At 58.5% G+C, this 18,799-nt stretch carries 14 protein-coding genes; 3 read left to right on the top strand and 11 right to left on the bottom strand.

The genetic code is table 11. The annotated features are described in order from the left end of the window. Nucleotides 1–64 precede the first annotated feature (64 nt). From B5M42_RS05585 to B5M42_RS05565, 5 genes are all read right to left on the bottom strand, one after another. A complete protein-coding gene (locus tag B5M42_RS05585; RefSeq protein ID WP_134753229.1) occupies nucleotides 65–1,702 on the bottom strand; it encodes a glycoside hydrolase family 9 protein in 1,638 nt (545 codons plus the stop codon). Between the two features lie 33 nt (nucleotides 1,703–1,735). Beyond that, nucleotides 1,736–2,425, bottom strand: coding sequence for an SDR family NAD(P)-dependent oxidoreductase (locus tag B5M42_RS05580; protein WP_134753231.1), 690 nt, complete (start codon nucleotides 2,423–2,425; stop codon nucleotides 1,736–1,738). A gap of 37 nt (nucleotides 2,426–2,462) precedes the next feature. Beyond that, the gene (locus B5M42_RS05575; protein ID WP_134753233.1) at nucleotides 2,463–3,833 is read right to left on the bottom strand and encodes an MATE family efflux transporter; all 1,371 of its coding nucleotides are present in this window, start codon (nucleotides 3,831–3,833) and stop codon (nucleotides 2,463–2,465) included. A gap of 150 nt (nucleotides 3,834–3,983) precedes the next feature. After that, nucleotides 3,984–5,753 carry an ABC transporter ATP-binding protein gene (locus B5M42_RS05570; RefSeq protein ID WP_134753235.1) on the bottom strand — a complete coding sequence of 590 codons (1,770 nt, stop codon included), beginning with the start codon at nucleotides 5,751–5,753 and terminating at the stop codon, nucleotides 3,984–3,986. A 221-nt stretch (nucleotides 5,754–5,974) separates the two neighbouring features. Then, a complete protein-coding gene (locus B5M42_RS05565; RefSeq protein WP_134753236.1) occupies nucleotides 5,975–7,723 on the bottom strand; it encodes an MASE4 domain-containing protein in 1,749 nt (582 codons plus the stop codon). 260 nt (nucleotides 7,724–7,983) lie between these two features. On the opposite strand from B5M42_RS05565, the gene B5M42_RS05560 reads away from it, so the two are divergent. Then, entirely contained in the window at nucleotides 7,984–8,967 is a 984-nt protein-coding gene (locus B5M42_RS05560; protein WP_134753238.1) for an aldo/keto reductase, read from the top strand. Nucleotides 8,968–9,269: 302 nt separating this feature from the next. On the opposite strand, the gene B5M42_RS05555 is transcribed toward B5M42_RS05560, so the two are convergent. After that, nucleotides 9,270–10,355: a lactonase family protein gene (locus tag B5M42_RS05555; RefSeq protein WP_167689948.1), complete on the bottom strand. Its 1,086-nt coding sequence runs from the start codon at nucleotides 10,353–10,355 to the stop codon at nucleotides 9,270–9,272. A 262-nt stretch (nucleotides 10,356–10,617) separates the two neighbouring features. Between B5M42_RS05555 and B5M42_RS05550 the strand changes: the two genes are divergently transcribed. Beyond that, the gene (locus tag B5M42_RS05550; protein WP_230632702.1) at nucleotides 10,618–11,487 is read left to right on the top strand and encodes an aldo/keto reductase; all 870 of its coding nucleotides are present in this window, start codon (nucleotides 10,618–10,620) and stop codon (nucleotides 11,485–11,487) included. Nucleotides 11,488–11,595: 108 nt separating this feature from the next. On the opposite strand, the gene B5M42_RS05545 is transcribed toward B5M42_RS05550, so the two are convergent. Beyond that, entirely contained in the window at nucleotides 11,596–12,276 is a 681-nt protein-coding gene (locus tag B5M42_RS05545; protein ID WP_134753242.1) for a DUF2238 domain-containing protein, read from the bottom strand. 178 nt (nucleotides 12,277–12,454) lie between these two features. Between B5M42_RS05545 and B5M42_RS05540 the strand changes: the two genes are divergently transcribed. Continuing rightward, nucleotides 12,455–13,468: a Gfo/Idh/MocA family protein gene (locus B5M42_RS05540; RefSeq protein ID WP_134753244.1), complete on the top strand. Its 1,014-nt coding sequence runs from the start codon at nucleotides 12,455–12,457 to the stop codon at nucleotides 13,466–13,468. 296 nt (nucleotides 13,469–13,764) lie between these two features. Here B5M42_RS05540 and B5M42_RS05535 read toward each other — a convergent pair whose 3' ends face one another. From B5M42_RS05535 to B5M42_RS05520, 4 genes are all read right to left on the bottom strand, one after another. Further along, entirely contained in the window at nucleotides 13,765–15,015 is a 1,251-nt protein-coding gene (locus B5M42_RS05535) for an MFS transporter (RefSeq protein WP_134753246.1), read from the bottom strand. A 145-nt stretch (nucleotides 15,016–15,160) separates the two neighbouring features. Continuing rightward, nucleotides 15,161–16,954: a beta-N-acetylhexosaminidase gene (gene nagZ / locus B5M42_RS05530; protein WP_134753248.1), complete on the bottom strand. Its 1,794-nt coding sequence runs from the start codon at nucleotides 16,952–16,954 to the stop codon at nucleotides 15,161–15,163. A gap of 64 nt (nucleotides 16,955–17,018) precedes the next feature. Continuing rightward, nucleotides 17,019–17,846, bottom strand: coding sequence for a carbohydrate ABC transporter permease (locus B5M42_RS05525; protein ID WP_134753250.1), 828 nt, complete (start codon nucleotides 17,844–17,846; stop codon nucleotides 17,019–17,021). After that, nucleotides 17,843–18,730 (bottom strand): carbohydrate ABC transporter permease, encoded by an 888-nt coding sequence (locus B5M42_RS05520; RefSeq protein WP_134753252.1) that lies wholly within the window; start codon nucleotides 18,728–18,730, stop codon nucleotides 17,843–17,845. Before B5M42_RS05520 ends, B5M42_RS05525 begins: the two co-directional genes overlap by 4 nt. Nucleotides 18,731–18,799 lie beyond the last annotated feature (69 nt).

Genomic DNA, 18,799 nt, shown 5'->3' with positions numbered 1-18,799 from the left:
CCTCCTTGGCCGATCTGCAGCCAAAGGAGGTCGATAATGCGGTTGGAACCGCCGCTTATTCTAGTTAGCAAAAGTGCGATAAAACAAAAACAGCCGGCGAATTCCAATAGACCGTAACTTCATTGGTCGAATAGCTGCCTTCATGATCGACGAAGCTCTTGGAAGGCGCAACGCCGACCAGCCATTCCTGGGCAATTTCGTCCTGCAGATGCCTGTTCGGTCCGCCCGATACTTGACCGGGCACCGGCAAATCATCCACCCCGTCGCCCATCGTCGGACGGTAGTGCGGATTCAGCACCGCGCGCTCGCCAAAGCCGGTCACATAGCTGAGCGCCAGCGGATTGCGGCCCAACGCATAATGCACATGCTCCAACGCAGCGCGCTCCAACTCACGATTCGGCCGGAAGCGATGCGCCAGCAGCATCAGCATCGCGTTGTTGAAGACGATCATATTGCTGCCCCACTTGTAATCGGCAATCGTCAGCGAAATCAGATAGCCGTCCTGGACGCAGCGCGCCGCCAGCCGTTCGGCTTCGCTTGTCAAGCCTTGCAGCAGCCGCGCGGTCAGATCGGCATCCTTATCCGCAGCCTCACTTAACAAATAAGCGATCGTACCATAGCCTCCGACATCCGCCCAGCCCAGCTCAAACAGCGGAAAGCCGCCCTCGGCTTCCATTTGCCGCAAGTCTTTAAGGAAAACGTTTTCCGTTGTGGTCCGAAAAAGCTCTCCCGCAGCCCAATAACGCTCGTCGCGGTCGTTGGCATCGCCGTATTCGCCTGTCGTAATGTCCGACGGGTTGCGAAAGCCCGGCACATGCGGATTGCGCTGCAGCCAATCATAGGCCCGGCGGGCCGCTGACAGGCACTTGTCGGCAAATGCCGGATCGTAAGGGCGATAGACGCGCGCAGCCATTGCGCCAATCGCAGCCAGACAGCCGGTGGCGGTGGCGGAAATCGGCGACAGCACCAGCTCGGCGTCATCGTCCTCCGGCATGCATTGGAACGACGGGAATTCCCGCGTCGTCACCTTATGAAACGCGCCGCCGCTTTCGGTTTCCTGCATCCGCAGCAGAAACTCCAGCTCGTAACGGCATTCGTGCAGCACGTCCGGCATGCTGCCGTCGCTCTCCGGCAGCGGCAACGGCATTGCGAAAGCTTGCGGGTACAGCTCGAACGCCAGCAGCAAATCCGCGACAGCCTTTGCGCCCGGCGCCGTATATTTGCCGTAATCGCCGGCATCGTGCCATCCGCCGCAGACGTCGATGCGCCGGCTTTCCTCGCCGTGTACAACAGCAGGCGTCAGGTGACAGGCGCTATGCGGCCACTTTTCGGCAAAATTGGGCTCCAGCTCCATGCCGCAGCGGAAGTAGTAAAACGTTTTAAATAACGCCCGCTGAAGCTCCCCGTAAGGCTGCTCGGCGATGTCAAACGCAGCGGAAGCACCGGCTTCCGGCAGCGTCACGCGATAGCGCCCCGGACGCGTCAGCGACGAGAAGTCGCCGCGGAATACGCGTTGCCCGCTCGCTGCATCTTCGTTCCCGGCATCCGTTGTCCCTTGCCAGACCACAGCGCCCGTGGCCGCGTCCACTACCTCAAAGCGGCCGCCCGCTTCGGCAAACACGGCGATTTTCGCATCTTCGGGACGATAGCCGACCTGATTGATGCCAATTCTGCTGCTTGCTTCTCTTGCTGTAGTCGTCATGCTGGCTTCGTTCCTTTCTGTGTAAACGTTCATCTAGCTGCGGTAAGCCTGCGCGGAATAATGCCGGCCCGTCGGTCCGTCGTCTTCGATCAGCACGGGAGCGAGCGCGCCCGGCAGTACGGTCGTAACCTCGTTATCGGCGTTGGGACCACCCAAATCGGTGCGCAGCCAGCCCGGATCAAGGAAGTTGACCCGTACGGCCGAATCTTTGAATTCATACGACAAATCCTGCGTAAATTTATCAACCGCCGCTTTCGAAACGCTGTACGGCGCATATTGCGGCTGATCCTTGATGCCCGAGCTCAAATTGACAATCCGTCCGTAGCCGCGCTCTCTCATCCCCGGCGCAAAGGCGTTGCAAAGCTTCACCAGGCTGAATACATTCACTTGAAACAGCGCTTTCCATTCGTCTTCGCCGAACTCGCAGATGTTTTTGCCCTGCACCGATACCGCAGCATTATTATACAAAATATCGACGCCGCCAAACCGGGCGAGAACGTCGGCGATCAGCCGGTCCGTCTCCTCTGGCGAAGCCAGCTCCGCTGCTGTAACCTCGACCTCGACACCGTAAGGCTTGAGCAATTCCAGCGTTTCCGCCAGATGCTCGGCTTTGCGGCCGTGCAGCACCAGATTGCAGCCCTCGGCCGCCAGACCCAAAGCTATTTGCCGACCTACACCGCGGCTGGCCCCAGTGACCAGCGCTCTTTTTCCCGTTAATTTCATAAAATTTCTCCTCCTCGATTGATTATAGCATGGATGATTACAGCTGCGCAGCAGCGCCGTGATTGGTGCCGGCATCCGTTTTCGTCTCGCGCGGCAGGCGGCCGCGGGCCATCCATCGGCGCAGCCCGAGCGCGCCGCGCACCGCTTCATCGGCAATCATCGCGATATACACGCCATGCAGCAGCCATCCCAGCTTCAAGCCAAACACATACGTGCCGGCTACCGCTACCAGCCACATGCTGAACATGCTGATCTTCATAACGTATTGCGTATCGCCGATCGCATTCAGCGCGTTGTTGATCGGCATATTGACCATTTTCAGCGGCTGCAGCACCAGATCCATAGCCAGAATGCCTACGCCCAGCGCAATAATATCCGCATTGCCGGTAAATGTACCGAGAATGTGCCGGCCGAATGCAAACAGCAGCACCGTATTGCCCACAACGACCAATTGCCCCCATAAAAGCGCGTTAAACGCCGCCCGATAAGCTTTGTTCATCTCGCCGGCGCCGTACAGATGCGCAACCTGAATTTGCACCGCCATCGCAAACGCCCAGCCGGCCGTAAACGAAAACGACTCCATCGTATTGAGATACGTGCGCGCGGCCAATTGTTCGGCGCCCATAGTCGCCACCATCGAAAAAATCACGACCTGCGAAACCGTCCACGACATGCTGCCGAGCGCCATCGGAAAGCCGACCTTGAGCACCTCTTTCAACAGAGGGAAATCGAACCTGACGAAATCGCGCAGCTGCATAAGCGAAGCAAACGATTTGCGGAAAATCAAATACAGCACCAGCATCGCCAGCGTGCGCGAGCCGACCGTTGACAGGCATACGCCGAACAAGCCAAGCTTGGGCAAGCCGAACGAGCCGAAAATAAATACGTAGTTGCCAAAAATATGCACGACGTTCATGCCGAGCGCCACCAGCATCGGCCCCTTCGTGTTGCCGGTGCTGCGCACAATCCCGCCAAGCGTCATCACCGCAGACATCACCACCGTGCCGCTGCCGACGATCATCACATATTCGCGGGTCATTGCATGCAGCTCGGGCGGAACCTGGAGCAGACGCACGCACACATCGGCGCCGAAAAACATCGCCAGACTGACGAGGACGCCAAGCACCATCGTCAGTGAAAACGCCATCGCGGCCACCCGCTTGGCTTCGCCGGGCTTGCCTGCGCCAAGCTTTTGCGAAATGACGATACCCGCGCCGCCGCTGATCAGCGCAAACAGCACGATGACCGCCTGAAACAGCTGGTTCGAAATCCCGACAACGGCCACCGCATCGTCGGAAATTCGGCTGACCATCAGCGTGTCGGCCGTGCCGATCATAAACTGCAAGAACAACTCAATCATCAGCGGCCATACAAGGCCAAACAACGTCATCCGCCTGACTTGACTCATAGCGTTCCCATCCTCTTCCTGTCTCTCCAGCTGCCTGTGGACTTTTGTAAACGCGCGTTCATTTTCTATATTAGCAACAATCGCCGGGATGTCAACCTTTTTCCCCAGCGACTGCTGTCTATGGAACGCGCGTCCATTGGCTGCCGTTCATCAAGCCTGTATGGCTTTCAGGTTATAAAATTCGCCGCGGCTGTCCATCAGCTCGTCATACGTGCCAACCTCGGAAATTCGGCCGCGATTCATCACCACAATGCGATCAGCGTCGCGAATCGTCGACAATCTGTGCGCAACGATGAACGTCGTGCGCCCTTCGATCAGCCGCTTCATCGCCGTCTGCACGTGATGCTCGGATTTGTTATCCAGCGCCGAGGTCGCTTCATCCAGAATGATAATACGCGGGTCGCGAATCAGCGCGCGGGCAATTGCAATCCGCTGGCGCTGGCCGCCGGACAGCTTGCCTCCGTGCTCGCCGATCAGCGTGTCAACGCCACTCGGCAGCGCTTCGATCACATCGCGCAGGTTGGTCATATCAATGACCTCCCACAGCTTTTCGTCGGTGATGCCCTGCAGGCCGTACGTAATATTTTCGCGAATCGTGCCCGAGAATAAAATATTCGTTTGCAGGACAACCGCCAGCGATTTGCGGTATTCCTGAATGTCCAGCTCCTCCAGCGGCACGCCGTCAATACGGATTTGTCCCTGCGTCGGCTTGTAGAAGCCGATAATCAGGTTGAGAATCGTCGACTTGCCTGCACCCGATTCCCCGATCAGCGCGATGCATTCGCCTGCCCGCACCTCCAGAGCAAAATTCCGTAACACGTGTTTATCGGAGCTCCGATAACTGAAATGCACGTCCTCGAAGGTCACCTGGCCGCGAACCGGCTGCAGCTTTTTCGTGCCGACATATTCCTCGGTATCCTTGGAAAAGACGATTTCCGTCACGGAGTAGATCGATTCCAGACCTTTGGCAATGTTCGGATAGACATTGAGAATTTGCAGGACGCTCATCATGATCGTGCTGAAAAATCCTTGGAACATCACGATATAGCCGACGGGGATTTGCCCCTTGAACGCCAGACCTGCGGTAAAAATCAGACAGGCGACCTGAAAAATCTGAATCGTCACCCAGTTCGAGGAACCGAAAAACGCCTCCAGAATGTCCAGCTTGTAGCCCTTGCCGCGCAGATTCTGCAGCGTGCGGTCGATCCGGGAAATCTCCACCTTCTCCAGACCGTGCGCCCGGGTCACGGGGATCATCTCCATCATCTCCGACACCTTGCCGGACATGCTTTCGATTTCCTTGCGGAATTCGCGGTTGGTTACGCCCATTTTACGGCGGAAGGCGGCGACGATCAGGAACGACACGGGAACCGTCAGGATGAAAAACAAGCTGACCGGCACATTGTAGTTGATCGTAATAATGACGGTCACAATGACGTTAATCAGTGCGGGAAGCACGGAAACCATGAGCTGACGGGATAAAAATTCAATCGCTTCGACGTCGCGAAGCACCTTGGCCTGCATTTTGCCGGCCTTCAAATCGCCGTGATAGCTCATCGACAGCCGCTGCAGCTTGCGGATCAGCGTGCTGCGCAGATCGGCCTCGACGTAGCGGATCGCTTTGCTCATGTAGCTGACATACAGCGAATGCATCGGAATGTTCTGTACCAGAATAATGAGCAGGATCAGCATTTCCGGCCACAAATCCATGAGATGGTGCTCGCCCGGCGAGCTGGCAAAGTTAATAAAACGCGCTGTAATAATCGGCAGCACCCAAATCGGCGAATGCTTCACCATGAAAAACAGCATCGACAAAATGATTTTTGAAAAATTCCCCCTGTACATGGCGTACAAGATCGCGAGCGGTTTTTTTTCGGTGAGGCGCTCGTCCTCAAGCAGACTTTCCGGTCCGACTTTCATCCAACATATCCTCCTGTTCTTGAAGCGAATAGGTTCGTGGTGACAACGTTCAAGAGATCGCTTACGAACCATCGGGTGGCAAGATAGTAACAGTATAGCATCCGTATTGACCGCCGGATAGGTGCGATTCAAAGCTTTTATCAACGTTAGCGGAAAAAAAATCCGCTCGTCATGCCGGAGACCGGCGATGCAAAGCGGAGCGGCCGGCAGGGCCGTGTCCATTATTTAGAGAAAACGGCAACGCGGTTTTTTCCCGCCTCCTTGGCCGCGTACATCGCCAGATCGGCATGCTTCATCAGCGTCTGCACATCCTCACCGTGCTGCGGATACAAGCAGAGGCCGATGCTCGCGCTCACTGCCGCCTCGTGTCCGTTCAACGTAAAAGGCACGGCCAGCGCCCCGAGAATCCGTTCGCTCAAATGGCGGATGTCCGCCTCTTTGGGTGCGCCGCCGACGATCACGGTGAATTCATCGCCGCCCATCCGCGCGGCCAGATCCTCCGGTCCGATGCAGGCACGCAGCCGCTCGGCAACGCTCTGCAGCAGCAGATCGCCGATATCGTGACCCAGTGTATCGTTGACTCGCTTGAATCCGTCAAGATCGAGGAACAGCAGACCCAGACTCCCGGCTTGGCGCGCCGCGGCTTGCACGCCCGCTTGCAGCCGTTCGCCGAACAGCGCCCGGTTGGGCAAGCCGGTCAGCGCATCGTGATACGCCTGAAAATGAATTTGCCGCTCGAACTCCTTGCGTCTGGTAATATCCTCAACCATGCCGATAAAAAATTCCGGCTCGTCATTCACGCCCCGCACCAGAGACACAATCGAATTGGCCCAGACAAGACTGCCGTTTTTATGAAGATAACGCTTCTCGATCTGCACGTTGCTGCGTTCGCCGGCGATCAGCTCCTCCAGCAGCCGCTGGTCGATCCTGCTGTCTTCAGCATGCTGAAATTCAGGCAAGGAGCGCTGCTGCAGCTCATTCATCCGATAGCCAAGCATATCCAGAAATGCCTGATTGGCTTCCAACGGCTTTTGCTGCAAATCGATGCGGGCAATGCCGACAGCGGCAAATTCAAACACGGTGCGGAAAATGCGCTCCTGCCGGACAATCCGATAATACAAGCTGCGAATCTCGTACAAAAGCACCGCCAGCACCACGCCAGCCGACAGCAGGCTGTTCATCCGCGCCACATACCAGCCCAAGCTGTAGCGGCTGCCCGAGAACAGCGTCAGCGTCACATCAAGCAGCGAAGCAAGCATCGCGATGATCAACCAGACATGGATGATTGTTTTGCCGCGCAGAACCAGGAAAACGGCCAGAAATGCCAGCAGATTGAGCGCCCAGACGACCGGGCCGACACCCGAGGTGATCAGAATGCGATAATTGTTTTTCTGAATAATCGCCGGCAGAGCATCGCCGCCGAATATCGCCAGCAAGGTCAGTCCTATCACTAGCGCCACGGTAGCTGTGACCGCAACCGCCAGCAGCCGGCCGGCCAGCGCGGGCTTGACGGGTCGTGCGCCGAACCGTTTCTCGACCCACACGTAGAGCCCGATCAGCGCCGGATACCCCCCATGCCAGAACACCCACAGCCACGTCGCGCTTTGCGTCCCGGCATGCAGCAGGCCCTGCTCGGCGAAGACGCCGGGAAAGGTCAGGATGTGCGGCACCACGATCAGTCCGGAATACAAATAGGCCGAGCCGAGCACGAGCAGCGACGGCGAACGGCTGACCTGAAATTCACTGTACACCAAATACATCGTGACCATCTCGCCAAAAAACACAGCGGCAATAAACGCCGGTAAAAACGCCGGCACTGCCGTCCCCGCATGGCGCGCCAGCGGCAGCGCAGCAGTGACGACCGCAGCCAGCAGCAGACCGACCACGAGCGCTGCAGTCTTATGTCTGCGGGAAGGCAAGCTCCCGGTTAAATTCAAAGTAAATGCCGCTCCACTTTCCGATGCTTTCATAATTGGCTCCCCCAGCTTCTTGCCGCCGGCCGTCGCGACGGCTTGATCGTGAACCCCGCGGCGGCCGAATGAACGGCTAATCTTTCCCTCAGCTTATACCAAGATTGTTAGGAAAATTTTAAGAGACGTTGACGGCGGCAGGTCGGGACGCTTATGATCGTAACAGGCGTGGACGCGCGTTCACAATCGCGGACGAGGGCTTGCCGCCCTGCACGGCCCGGCTTGGGCCAGCCGCGTATCCGGTTGAAGGAGGCTTTTTGATGAACTACAGAAATCTGGGCAATACCGGCATTCAGGTGAGCGAAATCAGCTTTGGCACCTGGGCCATCGGCGGCTCCTGGGGCAGCGTCAGCGACGCGGACTCTCTGGAGGCGCTGCACGCGGCAATGGACGCGGGCGTCAATTTTTTCGATACGGCCGACGTTTACGGCGCAGGCCATAGCGAGGAGCTGCTGGCCAAGGCGACAGCAGGTCGCGAGGACGAGATTCGCATCGCGACCAAATTTTGCCGCAGTGCGGACATCCATGATCCACAGACGTATTCGGAAGCGCAAATCCGGGCGTTTTGCGAAGCAAGCCTGAAGCGGCTGAAGCGCGAAGCGATCGATTTGTACCAGGTGCACTGCCCGCCGTTTGCAATTTTGCAGCAGGGCGACGTGTTTCAGGCGCTGGACAAGCTGAAGGCCGAGGGTAAAATCCGCCACTACGGCGTCAGCGTCGAAACCGTCGAGGAAGGACTGTTTTGTCTGGAACAACCGGGCGTCAGCGCCCTGCAGGTGATCGTCAACCTGTTCCGGCAAAAGCCGCTGGAGCAGCTGCTGCCAGCCGCCTATGCCAAGGGCGTCGGCATACTGGTCCGCCTGCCGCTGGCGAGCGGCCTGTTGACGGGCAAATTCAAGGACGACACGCGCTTTGAAGCCGACGACCATCGCAGCTTTAACGAAAACGGCGAGCAGTTCAATGTCGGCGAAACGTTCGCCGGACTCGGCTTTGCCAAGGGGCTGGAGCTGAGCCGCCAGCTCGCCTGGATCGCCGAAGGCCGCGAGAGCATGACCCGCGCCGCGCTCCGCTGGCTGCTCGATCAGGAAGCCGTCAGCTGCGTCATCCCCGGCTTCAAGAACCGCGCGCAGGTCGAAGACAATCTGCGCGCCGCGGCAGTGCCGTCGTTCACCGCCGACGAGCGACTGCGGCTGCGCTCGTGGTATGAAAGCGAAGTGCGCGCGCACATCCGCGGCGCGTATTAAGGCAAAAAAGGACGTTGGCCGGCTTGGGCCGGATAACGTCCTTTTTGCTTGAGCGCGGGATCACGGCAGGGCCGGGGCGGCTCGGCGGCGGGCGCTGCTGATACGCGCAGGGCCAGGTCCGGCCGCTCACAGCTACGGCCTCGCAGGCCACACGCACGTCTCACGGGGCAGCGCGGCTAATCAACGCCGCCTCGTTGACCTAGCCCACGCAACGCCGGCTGCTTCGCTCGCGGGCGCTTGGCGGCCCTGTCGAAGCGGTCGCTGCACGCGGCGACAAGCGCCGATCCGCCGATGCGCGCACACTACGCGAAGACGAGACATACCGGACGCGGCAGCGCAAGCGCGTGACCTGTGTCGGTCAGCAGGCCGGTGGCGGCGTCAACACGGAACACGGTGATATTGTCCGTGTCCTGATTGGCCACGAGCAGGAAGCCGCCGCCTGGCGCCAGCGCAAAATTGCGCGGCGTGCGGCCCAGCGTCGGCTGAAAGCCGATGCTGCGCAAGCGGCCGTCGGCTTCATCGACAGCAAATAGGGCGATGCTGTCATGACCGCGATTGGACGCATACAAGAAGCGCCCGTCCGCGGACAGATGAATGTCCGCGCAGGTGTTCTCCCCGCTGAACCCCTCGGGCAGCGTGGAGAGCGATTGCACGGCGTCAAGGCGGCCCGCTTCCGCGTCGTAGGCCAGCGCCGTGACGGTGCAGCTCAGTTCGTTGACAAGGTAAACGAACCGGCCGTCCGCGCTGAACACGAAGTGGCGCGGACCGTCACCCGGCGCGAGCGCCGCTGCGCCGCACGGCTTCAGCCGGCGCGCTGCGCCGTCGATTTCGGCCACGAGCAGCCGGTCGAGGCCGAGGTCGGCGGCCAACGCAAAGCGGTTGGCCGGGTCGGGCAGCGCCGAATGGGCATGCGGCGCTTCCTGGCGCTCGGCGTTCGGACCGAGCGCGCCTTCGTGGCGCAGCAGCTGCGCCTGCTCGCCAAGGCTGCCGTCAGCCTCAAGCGGAAACACCGTCACACTGCCGCCCATATAATTGGCGACCATCAGCAGACGGCCGTTGCCGTCAAGGCTGACGTGGCAGGGCGCTCCGCCGTGCGTCGCGCGCATGCCCAGCGGCGTCAAGCGGCCCGATGCCGGCTCCACAGCAAACGCCGCTACGGCTCCGCCCTCCTGATCCTCGTAGGTTTCCGTTTCGCTGACGGCATACAGCCGCGAACGATCAGCCGACAAGGTCAGGAAAGAAGGATTTTCAATATCGGGATACGATTCCGTCAGCCGCAGCCGCCCTTCATTCAGGTCGAACTCGCACAAACCGATACCCAGGGGACGCTCCGGGTCCGTATAGGTTCCGACGTACAGCCGCAGCGTTGAGGTTGATTCTGGCTTCATGAGCATGCTCTCCTTTTTTTTGGCATAGGTGATTGCGCTTGATGATGCGCTGGTTAATGTATGGTAGATGCGCCGGTCTCGCGGACGCCGCTTGTTGCTTTTTTTATTATAAGCTTCTTCGCCGCAAAAAGCCCGTCACCCGAACGTGCCTTCATTACATGGAGGTAACTAGGTGACAAACAGTTAACTACTTATCTTTTGGCAGCTATTCTTGATATAATGAGCTTGGTTTGACTATTGGACAAAAGGAAGTGACCCTTAAATGGCACAACATACACAAATGCCTGTACGGCGTCTTGGCACCAGCGGACAAAATGTGAGCGCGATCGGCATGGGCTGCATGCCGCTGTCATTAGGCGGACGTCCCGATGAAGCGGATGCGCTGGCGACGATCCACGCAGCAGCGGAAGCCGGAATCACTTTTTTTGATACCGCGGATTCCTATTGCCTCGACCATACCGATGTCGGACACAACGAGCGGCTGCTGGCGAAAGCGCTGAAGGGGCGTCCCGAAGCGATTATCGCAACCAAAGGCGGGCACATTCGTCCAAACGGGGGATGGCAGGTAGACGGACGCCCCGATTATTTGCGGGCGGCGTGCGAAGCGAGCTTGAAGGCGCTGGGTCAGGAAGCCATTACGCTGTACCAGTTCCATCGCCCCGATCCGAAGGTTCCATTTGCGGAATCGCTTGGCGCGCTCGCCGATTTGCAACGCGAAGGCAAAATCGTGCATATCGGCCTGTCCAACGTTTCGGTGATTCAACTGGAAGCGGCCCGTTCGATCGCCAAGATCGTCAGCGTGCAGAACCGGATGAACGTATTCGACCGTTCTTCGATGGACGTGCTCAAGCGCTGCGAGGAGCTGGATATCGCCTTCCTGCCTTACAGCCCGCTGAACGGCATGGGCAAGGCCGGACAAATCGGCGAGCACGATGTGCTGGCGCGTATCGCCGCCGCGCACGAGGCTTCGCCGCAGCAAGTGGCGCTCGCTTGGCTGCTGCAGCTGTCGCCACTCGTCATTCCGATTCCGGGAGCGAGCCGCAGCGCCAGCATTCAGAACAGCGCAGCCGCTTACCGCGTGGAGCTGAGCGCCGAGGACATCGCTGCGCTGGATGCTTTTGTCGCGGTATAACAGCCGCGCTGCCTGCCCGGCACAAGCAACGGGCCTTCTGACGCGAAGCGTGCGCGGAGCCAGGCGGGCATAAGCCGCTTGGCCGACCAGCCGCGCTCCGCGCCAGCGTCAGCGGACCGGACGGCTCTGGCGACGCTGGCGCGAGCGCGAGACCAGCCTGCCGATTAGCGCTGCCGCGCAAAGCGTCAGCAGCATCCCGTACAGCGCCATCTCCATATCGTGCTGGGTATCCCACGGATCGCCTTGCGTACCGAGAAACAGCGTGCCGATTTCCGGCATGACCAGCTGCGCGACCCACATTTCGATCAGCTCGTACAAGCACGCACAGCTCAGAACCGTCATCGCCGCTGCCACATCGGCCCACATGCCGCGCACCCGCGCGAAGCCAACCGCCAGCTCGCGAAGCGGCCAAGCGAGCAGCAGTCCGAAGGCAAAATGAACCAGCCGGTCGTATGGATTGCGCGGTGTGGCGAGCAGCTTTTTCAGCAGAGGGTCCAGCGGCGTTTCGTTATAAGAATAATGAGCCCCGAACGTATGCAGCAGCAAAAAAAGCGCAAGCAGCGCATACGAAACGTTGCTGAGCGGCAGCTTGCGATACCCGATCGCCAGGATCAGCAGCGTGAGCCAGATCAGCAAATTTTCCAGCATCCAGTCGAAGCGGTTGTAAGGCTTGATCGCCAGCGCCATCCACAACAGCGTGAAAACAACAGCCAGCGCGGCCGGAATACGATGATCGCGGAGCGCAGGATGCGGCGTAAACCAAACTTCGGACAAGCGGCGACGTTCCATAAAGGTCCTCCTCAGGAGCGCATGTCGCGCGATATTTTCGATGTTAGCTTACCTCCGCAGCGCGGATTTCAGAAGTACTATTTTCACATAGAACTGTATATCGGCTGTGTGACTGTGTCGCATGTTTCATGCACACGTTAACGCCATACAAGCTTGACAAACAAAGGAGTGTTCACTGATGACAAACGCAAGCAACAAGCTGCGCTGGGGCATCCTCGGCTGCGCCAACATCGCCATGTATGCTGTCATTCCCGGCATCCGCCAGTCGGAAACCGGCGTCGTGGCCGCGATCGCCAGCCGCAGCCTCGCCAAATCGCAGGAACATGCGCAAAAACACGATATTCCCAAAGCTTACGGTAGCTACGAAGAGCTGATTGCCGATCCCGAGCTTGACGCCATCTACATTCCGCTACCCAATCATCTGCACAAGGAATGGACGATCAAAGCGGCTCAAGCGGGCAAGCACGTCCTTTGCGAAAAACCGTTCGCGCTCGACGCCGCCGAAGCCGAGGAAATGGCTGCTGCTGCCGAGCAAGCGGGCGTCCAACTCGCCGAAGCGTTCATGTACCGCCATCACCCGCGCTATGCGCGGATCAAGGAAATTATCCGCAGCGGAGAAATCGGCGAAGTTCGCGGCATTCACAGCGCGTTTACTTTTAACAACGCTAAGGACAAAGACAATGTGCGCTTTGACCGCAGCATGGGCGGGGGTTCGTTGTACGATGTCGGCGTATACCCGATCAGCGCGGCGAGAATGCTGCTGGAGCAGGAGCCGGTCGCCGTTACGGCGCACGCGTTATTTTCGCCCGAGCATGACAATGTCGACATGATGGTGTCGGCCATGCTGGAATTTGACGGCAGCGTCGGTATGACGATGGATTGCGGCATGTGGGCTGCGTTCCGCAATACGTTGGAGGTGCTTGGCACGCTTGGCCGGATCGAAGTGCCTTCTGCCTACATCGCCGACGAAAAAGCAAACAGCGGCTTTATTGTCTGGACGGAAGGCGAACGGCGCGAGGAGAACCCACCTTATGTCAACCAATACGCCCTGCAGGTCGACGACATCGCTTATGCGGCATGGGGCCGCAAACAGCCTCATTTCCCGGCCACAGACGCCGTGCTGAACATGAAGGTCGTCGACGCCCTCTTGCATTCGGCCCGCGAGCGGACGCGCGTGGTTCTTGGCGAATAAACTTAGCGAGTAAACTTGACGATTAGGCTTAGCGAATGGACCTAACTAATAGACTTAGCAAGTAGGCTTGGCGAAAAAGCCCGGCCGATAGCTCGGCGGATAAGTCCGGCTGCTGCTACAGGCGATGCGCCATAGCTTGGCTTTTTGCAATAAAAAACCTTCCCGCTTGAACAGCCCCTCCCTCTGCCTGGACGTGTGCTAAGCAGGAGAGAGCGATTCATGCTTGGGAAGGTTTTCTCTTTTATCGCAGCTGATTGACCCCGACCTACCTTACAGCGTCGGCTTGACGGTTATGGTCAAACGGACGGCTCTGTGATTTTTTCCAGCTCCGGCTTGAGCTTCAGAATCGGCAGCATGATCAGCACGCCAATGAAAAAAAGTGCGCCGGACATCCAATACACCGCGCCAAGCGAAAACGTGTCTTTTAACCAGCCGGCGGCCAGCATCATGAACACCATCGTCCCCATAAACAGCGGATTTAGAATCCCGTTCACCCGGCCGACGAACGCTTCCTTCGTATTGCCGAGAATCATCGTACTGATGCCAATTTGAATCGCGGGCATCACGATGCCGGAGAAAAATTGCGCAGTCAACGCCAACCACAGCCAACTGGTATTGCCCATAAGCGCCACGGAAACCGCACTGACCACCATGCCCACGGTCAGCATTCCCTGCGGCGTAATTTTTTTGGCCAGCCCCATCGCCAGCACTCCGCCGACAATCATCGCAGCCCCGTTCACGCTCGTAAACCATTTGAGATGCTCCGCGCTCAAGCTGAAGCTCTCGGTCACGATAAATACGCCCATCGGCGTGATCAAACCGACGCCCAAACCGGCGGCAGTGAAGCATCCGCCCAAGGTGGTCAGCATTTTACTCGATCGCACGTAACGCAGCCCTTCGCCCATATCGGCCCAAAAACGCGTCGGCTCCTTCTCCTCACCTTCGCGGTCGGGAGGCAGGAAGACGAGCACAACCGCGGAAAGCACGAAACAAACGCCCATAATGGCAATACCCGTATTGATGCCAAAATGATAGTACACAAAGGTGCCGAGAATCGGACCGAAAATCATAAACAATGCAATCATCGACTGGTACATCGACATGCCGAGCTGCATCTGCGATTCCGGGACATGCAATTTAAACAGCTTCATACCGGACGGCTGCGAAAACTGCGACAAAATGGATGACACCAGCGTCACAAAAAAGATCACCTGCCACGAGCCGAACACGAGCGCAAGCAGCACCATGAACACGGACAGCGCGCTCAAGAGATCGCACCACACCATTGTACGCTTGGGCCGCCAGCGGTCGGCAAACGTGCCTCCAATAAACGAAAACAGGAAAATCGGAGCGAATTCGGCAAAATAAATCAGCGACACGGCATTCGAATTATTGTGCGTCTGTTCCGTAACGAACAGCAGCACGGCAAAATTTCGCACCCAAATGCCAATCTGCACGAACAAACCCGACAGCAAAATGGCTTGCACAAAACGATTGCCAAAAAACGAACGCATGTCTGACGATGACGATGCTGGAGCTGTGGACATATAACGAGGGCACCCCTTTGCAAATTGAGATAGCTTGAGCTTGACACAATCTAACCCAGTTTACCGAATAGTCGGCGCCCGCGTCCAGTGGCGAAATGCTTATAATCAATCATTCCGCATTTGAATTTTTGGTAATATCTGACCGTCAGCCGAGCGGCTGCGGTTGAAAGCTCCAGCCGCGCGGATACTGCGCGGATAGCGTCACCGGCAGTCGTCCTTCCGCCTGCTCGCGGCCGACCAGCACATTCGCCAGCGAAGCCATCGCCAGCGGACGATTTTCGTAGCAGGCGTAATACGTGGCGACCTCAGGGAACTCCAGGAGGTCGTAAGGATTACGGCCCGCAGCAACCACAAGGCGCAGCCCCGGCTGCTGCGCCAGCTCCCGGACCAGCTTCGCCTGTCCGGGGAAGGCTGCGGCGTTGTAGGTGACCACCACCGCCTGCTTCACCCCGTCGGCAGCGGCCAGCGCCGCCGCCGCATCCTCGTCCGTCGTCGCCGCGCCGACGTACACCTCGCGCACAGCCGTCATGCCAGCGGCTGTGAGCTGCTCGCCGAGCGTGCCTTCGCGCTCGACGACTTCATCGACCTCGGTGCCGGAACGCACCTCGGTCCAAATGACCAGCGTCGGCTCCCGCAGGTCCAGCGGCCGCGCGACGTCGTCCTTGACGAGCGTCACGCTCTTGCGGCTGAGCTCCGCCGCCAGCGCCCGGCGCTCCGCCGTCGACACGCCTGCGGCCCCGGCGCTGCTGCCCGCTCCAGCGCTCATGCCTGCGCCCGCTGCGCCCGCACCTGCACCCGCACTCACGCCCGCGGCATCGCTACCCGCGCCGCTCACCGCGCTCGCACTCACGCCCGCCGCTCCCGCACCTGCACCCGCACTCACGCCCGCCGCATCGCTACCCGCGCCGCTCACCACGCTCGCGCCGATCCCCCGCCGCTGCTTGCACGCCAGCACTCGCGCCAGCGACGCGTCGATCCGCGCCTCGGTCAGCCGGCCGCTCTCGACAGCCGCGACCACGGCCTCCAGCGCCGCCTGCTGGCGCGGAAACCGATGGCTGACCAGAATGATGTCAGCCCCCGCCTCCAGCGCCTGCACCGCGCCTTCGGCGACGCCGACGCCTTCGGAAATCGCCTGCATCTCCAGACAGTCGGTGACGATCAGCCCGTCGAAGCCGAGCTGCTCGCGCAGCAGTCCGGTCAGAATCGCAGGCGAGAGCGTCGACGGCAAGCCGCTTGGCTCCAGCGCCGGGAATACCACATGCGCCGTCATGACGGCATCGACGCCGCTGGCAATCGCTGCCGCAAACGGCACCAGCTCCAGCTGCGTCAGCCGGTCCATGCCATGCGGCAGCGACGGCAGATCGTAATGCGAATCCTCCGCCGTATCGCCGTGTCCGGGAAAATGCTTGACCGTCGCTGCCACGCCGCTTTCCTGCAGCCCCAACACCGCCTGTACGCCCAGCTCACTAACCAGCTCCGCGGTCTCGCCGTAGGAGCGCACGCCAATCACCGGATTGCGCGGATTGTTGTTAATGTCCAGACACGGCGCGAAATTCATATTCACGCCCATCTGCCGCAGCTCCTCGCCCATTGCCCGGGCAATATTCCGCACGCCCTCCGCACTGCCGGCCGCGCCCAGCGCCATATTGCCGGGCAGCAGCGTCACGCCTTTTTCAATCCGCGACACCATGCCGCCCTCTTGATCGACAGCAATAAAGAGCGGTTGGCCCCCGCTCTGTCTGCTGATCGCTTGCAGCTCCTCCGAAAGACGGGCCAGCTGCTCCGCATCCTCCACATTGCGCCGGAAATAGATAACGCCTCCGAGTCCGTATTGCTCGATCAGGATTTTGATTTCCTCCGTCGGCGCGGGGTCTGCGAACCCGCACACAAAAAGCTGGCCTACCTTTTGTCTAAGGGTCATCGGCACGCTGCTGTTCATCTGTTTTTTCCTCCTGACTGTAAAAGACCGGCGCGCCAGAAGCGCACCGGCCTTCGTCCCTCCGTCAGCCCTTGACGCTGCCGGCAGTGACGCCCTCGATGATTTGATTTTGCAAAATACTGTAGATCAATACGACCGGCACCACACTGAACATGATCGCTGCGCACAAGCCGCCGTAATTCATATTAAGTTGATCATAAAACGCAACCATGCCTACTGGCAAGGTCCTGAGCTTTTCTTTGGCCAAAAATAAATTCGCCATGATAAATTCGTTCCAATTGCTCAGAAAATTGAGAATGAATACCGTTACCAGCGTCGGCATCGTCAGCGGCAGCACGATCCGGCCCAGCAGCCCGAACGCGCTCAAGCCGTCCATGACGCCTGCTTCCTCCAGCTCGCCGGGGATCGATTTGAGAAACGCCGAGACCACGAATACCGTAAGCGGCAAGCCAAAGGTCACATAGGGCAATATCAGCGCAAACGGCGTATTATACGCATGAATCTGCCGCAGCAAAATGTAAAGCGGCACGAGCAGCGAGCCGGCCGGAATCAGCAGCGCCAGCAGCAGCACGCCCGAAACCACCTTGCTCCACTTCGGAAACTTCATCCGCGTAATCGCATAAGCCGTCGCCGTTGCCAGCAAAATCGTCGCAATCGCCGAAAGCGTACTGATGTACAAGCTGTTGACGAAATACGTGCTGACCTTGGAGCCCGTCCATGCGTTGATGTAGTTGCTGATCGTAAAGTTGTGCGGCAGCCCCCACGGCGAATCGATGATCTCCTTGTTTTGCTTGAAGGAGGAGTTCAGCACCCAGATCAGCGGGTAGAGCGTAATGAGGAGGTAAAACAGCAGCACAAAGTGCTTCGCAGTGCTCCAAAGCGGGTTTCTCATCCGTACTGCACCTCCTCGGATTTGCGGGTGAGGAAGCGGAAAATCAGCGTCAAAATCACCGTAAATACAAAGATGAGAATCGCAATCGCGTTAGCATAGCCGTATTCGCCGATGCGATACGCTTTTTTATACATATAAGTCGCCATAACCTCCGTAATGCCGTACGGATCGCCGTTGGTCATAACGAACACGATATCGAGAGCCTTCATTGCGCCTGTAATGGATAATAACACAATGACGATAAGCACGGGACGAATCAATGGCACGGTAATCGCCCAGGCCTGCTTCCAGCCTACCGCACCGTCAATTTCGGCCGCTTCCAGAATGTCCTTGGGAATCGCAAAGATCGCTGCCAGCACAAGCACGACATAAAAGCCGATCCACTGCCAGGCGTTCGTGACGAGCACCGACAGGAAAGCCGTCGCTTCGTCGGCCAGCCAGACATGCTTCCACGAGCTGAGCCCGATCGCTTCCAACAGCTTGTTCAGCAGCCCCGCTTCGGGATGGTACACGAAGGACCACAATACACCGACAACCGCTGTGGATAAAATACTCGGAAGAAACACAGTCGTCTTGTAAAAGCCCGACAACCGCTTGACTCTGCTGATCAGCAGCGCCAGCGCCAAAATAAACGGAATTTGCACAAACACGGAAAACAAAATGAAATAAATGTTGTTTTTGACCGCAACCCAAAAATATTTATCATGCAGCGCCGTAACAAAGTTGTCCAACCCGTTGAACTGGGCGTGCGAAATGCCGTTCCATTGCGTGAACCCGTAACGCAGCGAGGTCAGCAGCGGATACAGGAAAAACATCAAATACAGCAGGAGCGTCGGCACGGTAAAAAGCACATAGGCGAGCGGGTTTTTCAGCGTTTTGTTCATCGATCCTTTACCTCCCCGTAAAGAGCTGTCGAGCACCATTCCACGATCGAAATGGTGCTCGCACATGCT

Origin of the sequence: Paenibacillus athensensis (genome assembly GCF_004514475.2) — a bacterium.
GTDB classification, from domain to species: Bacteria; Bacillota; Bacilli; order Paenibacillales; family NBRC-103111; genus Paenibacillus_AL; species Paenibacillus_AL athensensis.
The sequence above is the reverse complement of the archived record's forward strand: the minus strand, read 5'-3'. Positions and strand labels throughout refer to the sequence as shown.